This window comes from Nocardiopsis prasina DSM 43845, assembly GCF_000341265.1.
GTDB lineage: Bacteria > Actinomycetota > Actinomycetes > Streptosporangiales > Streptosporangiaceae > Nocardiopsis > Nocardiopsis prasina.
Genome location: NZ_ANAE01000116.1, coordinates 1 through 618, shown reverse-complemented (window position 1 = coordinate 618; position 618 = coordinate 1). Strand labels below are relative to the sequence as shown.

The 618-nt window shown below is 77.0% G+C and carries 1 protein-coding gene; it reads left to right on the top strand.

The features are described 5' to 3' along the window. Positions 1 to 175: 175 nt before the first annotated feature. On the top strand, positions 176 to 618 hold a 443-nt coding region (locus D452_RS0111830), incomplete at its 3' end, for a S8 family serine peptidase (RefSeq protein WP_017544362.1).

The following is a 618-nucleotide window of genomic DNA, read 5'->3' as shown; positions in this document are numbered from 1 at the left end:
CCCCGGCCCCCGGGCCGTGCGCTGCGCTTCGCCCGCCGCGACCCGGTCAAGGTGCAGCTGGCACTGGACCCGGAGACGGAGGAGGCGGCCGCCCGCGACTGACGGGTGTCCGGCGACGAGGAAGCGGCCGCCCCGCTGGGCGGGGCGGCCGGAGGTGAGAGGAACGGGAGGCCCCGTGTCGAACGGAGCGGAACGGAAGCGGCTTCGGTTCGGGGCCGGGGTGTGCCTGACGGGCGCGCTGTTCCTGGTGGCGATCGCCCCCGCGGCGGCGGACGAGGTCCCGCCCGCGCTGCCGCAGGTGGCGCCCGAACTGGACGGGGACGCGTGTGCGCCGTCCTCCGAGGAGACGGTGAGTCAGGAGCTCTGGACCGAGAACGCCCTGGGGCTCCCCCGGGCCCGGTCCACCTCCTCGGGGGCCGGGATCACCGTGGCCGTCGTGGGCAGCGGGGTCGACGACTCGTCGGCCGCCCTCGAGGGTGCGGTGGACGGGGCCGGTGAGGACTGCACCGGGTTCGGGACGTTCCTGGCCGGGGTGGTCGCGGCGCGACCCCAGCAGGACAGCGGGCTCATCGGGGTGGCGCCCGAGGCCGACGTGCTGGCGGTCCCGGTCACCGACGA